Source organism: Shinella sp. M31, from assembly GCF_049199205.1.
GTDB lineage: Bacteria > Pseudomonadota > Alphaproteobacteria > Rhizobiales > Rhizobiaceae > Shinella.
The window spans coordinates 1-3760 of sequence record NZ_JBLZPH010000123.1 but is presented as its reverse complement, the minus strand read 5'-3'; the positions used below and the strand labels follow the sequence as shown (position 1 = coordinate 3760).

The following is a 3760-nucleotide window of genomic DNA, read 5'->3' as shown; positions in this document are numbered from 1 at the left end:
ACGCCACGCAAGTGCCTCGGCTACAAGACACCGGCCGAGGTCTTCCGCCAGAAGCTGCTCGCGCAGGTGCGATCGGGAGGATAGGATCAACGAGCCCGCAAGTCGCGCCTCGGCTTGAGCTCACACTATTTACATTCTCAGGCTGAACTGCATCTCCCAGTTCGGCTCCCTGCGTAAGCATCGCGTCGCTGCCTACCGTCAAAGGTCGTACAATCCGATTATTAAGCGGTTCCTCAATTCCTAAAGGACGAACTCGATATCGATTTCGGCATGAGTGGATGCAATTTGCTCGCCGAGAAGCGCGTCGAGTTCGTCCCGGCGCGCTGCGGACAGGTCGGTGACGGCTCCGACGATGGTCATGGTCACGCTCAGGTCCTCTTCTGGCTGAGCGCGACGGCGAGGATGATGATGCCGCCGCGGGCGATCAGCTGCTGGCTGAATTCGAGGCCCATGAGGATGAGGCCATTGTTGATGAGGCCGATCATCAGCGCGCCGACGATGGTGCCGATGACCGTTCCCTTGCCACCGAAGAGACTGGTGCCGCCCAGCACGGCCGCCGCGATGACCGAGAGCTCGTCGCCCTCCCCGAGCTGGAAGCGGCCGGATTGCAGGCGCCCGGCATAAAGCATGCCGGCGAGCGCTGCCGCCGAAGACGAGATGACCAGCACCTTGAACTTGATGGCCTTCGTATCGATGCCGGAATAGCGCGCCGCCGTTTCGCTACCGCCGGTTGCCAGCACCCGCCGGCCGAAGCCCGAGCGTCGCAGAACGATATGGCCGATACCGCCGAGAACTGCCATCCAGAGAAGCAGCACCGGGATCGGGCCCAGATTGCCGCCGCCGAAGAGCCAGGAATAGCCCGGCGACAGGATCGGCACGGCGGCGGTCGCCGATATCCACATGGCGACCCCCTTGGCAATGCCCATCATGGCGAGCGTGGTGAGAAACGACGGAATGCCGATGCGGGTTGTCAGCCAGCCGTTGAACATGCCGACCGCTAGCCCCGTGGCAATGCCGGCACCGACACCGACGATCGGTCCGCCCGCCGCGATCGCCATCGCGACCGTGACGGTCGAAAGGCCCGCGACCGCACCGACCGAAAGGTCGATCTCACCTGCCGACAGCACGAAGGTCATGGCGATCGCCATGACGGCGATCATCGCCGTCTGCCGCACGATGTTGAGAAGGTTGTTGGGATTGAGGAACCCCTTGTCGGCCAGCGTCACGGCAAAGACGATGAAAATGACGACGAAACCGATGTAGATGATGTTCTGACGCCAGTTGGCGAAGAAGGCGTTAGCCATGGGATACCTCCTGAAGCGCAAGGGCCTTCTGAATTTCGATCTGGAGCCGCTGTTCGGCGGCCTGGAGACGATGAGCAAGGTCGTCGGCCGGCACGGACGGATCTTCCAGTGCCTCGCGCGGGAGATCCTGGTGCACACGCCCCTCGGACATGACGAGAATGCGGTCGCAGGCAGTCAGAAGCTCGGAGAGTTCGGACGAGATCACGATGATGCCCTTGCCGGCGGCCGCGAGTTCACGAACGAGGCGGATGATCTCGGACTTCGAACCGATATCGATGCCCGCGGTCGGCTCATCGAGGATGAGGATGTCGGGATTGGTGGCGAGCCATTTGCCGATGACCACCTTCTGTTGGTTGCCGCCCGAAAGCGTCGAGACGGCATGATCGCGGCTCGCCGTCTTTACGCGCAGGCGCCCGATTTGTGCGTCGGTCAGGTCGTTCGCCGCCTTCGTATCGACGAGACCGCCGGCGGAAAGCCGGTCGATGACGGCGAGGATCATGTTGGAAGCAACCGAATGGGCGGGGATGATGCCCTGGGTCGCGCGTGCTTCCGGAACCAGTGCGACACCCGCGGCGATCGCGTCCCCAGGCTTGCGGATCACGACCGCGCGGCCCTTGATGCGGATTTCGCCCTTGAGGACCGGGTCGATGCCAGCGATCGCCCGCGCGAGCGACGAGCGGCCGGAACCGAGAAGGCCAGCGAGCCCCAGTACTTCGCCGCGACGCAGCGTTAGGGAAATGTCCTCCGGCTTGTGGCGGCCGCTGACATTCTTCAGTTCCAGAAGAACATCGCCCCGCATAGCCGCGCCGCGCTCGACGTCCGACAGCCCTTTCGAGCGCCGGCCGACGATATGCTCGATCATCGTATCGATCGGCAATTCGCTGAGCGGCGCGGTGATGACGTGACGGCCGTCGCGCAGGATCGTTGCGCGGTCGGCGATGCGGGCGATTTCGTCCATGCGGTGGCTGACATAGATGATCGCCACCCCGTTCGCCTTCAGCTTGCGCAGGAAGACGAAGAGCCGTTCGACGTCGGAAACGGCGAGCGCCGTCGACGGTTCGTCCAGCACCAGCACCTTGGCATCCTGCGAGATCGCCTTGGCGATTTCCGTCAACTGTTTCTGCCCGGCGCCGAGGTCGCCGACGATGGCTTTCGGATCGACGACGACATCGAGCAGCGCGAAAAGGTCCGCCGCGCGCCGCTCGGCCTCCCGGTCGTCGATAAGCCCCGTTCCGACGCGATATTCGCGCGTCAGAAAGATGTTCTGGGCAACCGTCAGCGTCGGAACAAGGCTCATTTCCTGGTAGTTCATGGCGATGCCGGCGGCGCGAGACGCCTCCGGCGTATGCGTCGTCAGGAGCACGCCACCGACCTCGATTGTGCCCTTGTCTGGGCGATGCACCCCGTTCAGCACCTTGAGGATCGTCGATTTGCCCGCGCCGTTGCCGCCCAGCAGCGCATGGACCTCGCCGGACATTACCTCGAAGGACACGTCATCCAGCGCATGCACCCCTCCGAAGGTCTTGGATATGCCGGTCATGCGGACGGCAGCGACGCTCGCACTCATCCCACCTTCTCCCACAGGCCGGTTTCGCCGGAACGGATGAGGGCGTCGGCGACGAGTTCCGTCTTGAGGCCGTCCTCGAAATTTGGGCTGGGTTGCCGGTTCTTCGCAATGGCGGAGAAGAAATCGTAGCACTCGACGATCTTCGTTTCCGAATAGCCGATGCCGAGACCGGGGATCGGCCAGAGACCGTTGCCATAGGGGTGCGCCGGGCCGGTATAGACGGTGCGGAAGCCGCGCGCATCCGCCGGGTCGTCGGCAAACATCACTTGAAGTTCGTCGCGGCGCTCGTAGTTGAAGTGGATCGAGCCCTTGGTGCCGTGGATTTCCAGGGTGATGAAGTTGTTGCGGCCATAGGCGTTGCGGGTCGCTTCGAGACTGCCGATCGCACCGCCCTCGAATTTCAGCATCGAAACGACCTCATCATCGACATCCACCTCGCCGCGTTCGGCGTCCGCAGCCTTCTCCGCCGCGCCGAGCTTGTCGACGCCGCCCTGTTGCAGCGGTCGCATCTTGTTGTAGGTGCTGGTGATCGCGTTGACCTCGGCGATCGGGCCGACGAGATAATGGGCGAGATCGACGACATGGGTGGCGATGTCGCCGACCGAGCCGGAGCCGGCGATCTTCTTCTGGAAGCGCCAGGAAAGCGGGGAATCCGGGTCGGCCGACCAGTCCTGCAGGTAGGTGCCGCGGAAATTGAGAATACGGCCGATGCGCCCCTCCTCGATGTATTTCTTGGCAAGCGCCACGGCCGGCGTGCGGCGATAGTTGAAGGCGACCATATGGATAACGCCGGCAGCCCTCACCGCGTCATGCATCGCCCTCGCCTCCTCGACGGTGCGGGCGAGCGGCTTTTCGCAGATGATGTGCTTGCCGGCCTTGGCCGCCGCAA

At 63.6% G+C, this 3760-nt stretch carries 4 protein-coding genes; all 4 read right to left on the bottom strand.

The genetic code is table 11. The annotated features are described in order from the left end of the window. Positions 1 to 240: 240 nt before the first annotated feature. Positions 241 to 366: a hypothetical protein gene (locus ACOZKU_RS20085; RefSeq protein WP_421580352.1), complete on the bottom strand. Its 126-nt coding sequence runs from the start codon at positions 364 to 366 to the stop codon at positions 241 to 243. Positions 367 to 368: 2 nt separating this feature from the next. Continuing rightward, a complete protein-coding gene (locus tag ACOZKU_RS20080) occupies positions 369 to 1304 on the bottom strand; it encodes an ABC transporter permease (protein ID WP_421580351.1) in 936 nt (311 codons plus the stop codon). Then, positions 1297 to 2871, bottom strand: coding sequence for a sugar ABC transporter ATP-binding protein (locus ACOZKU_RS20075; protein WP_421580350.1), 1575 nt, complete (start codon positions 2869 to 2871; stop codon positions 1297 to 1299). The genes ACOZKU_RS20080 and ACOZKU_RS20075 overlap by 8 nt, the downstream gene beginning before the upstream one ends. Then, positions 2868 to 3760 (bottom strand): Gfo/Idh/MocA family protein (locus ACOZKU_RS20070; protein ID WP_421580349.1); only part of this gene is annotated, 893 nt, incomplete at its 5' end. The genes ACOZKU_RS20070 and ACOZKU_RS20075, both read right to left, overlap by 4 nt.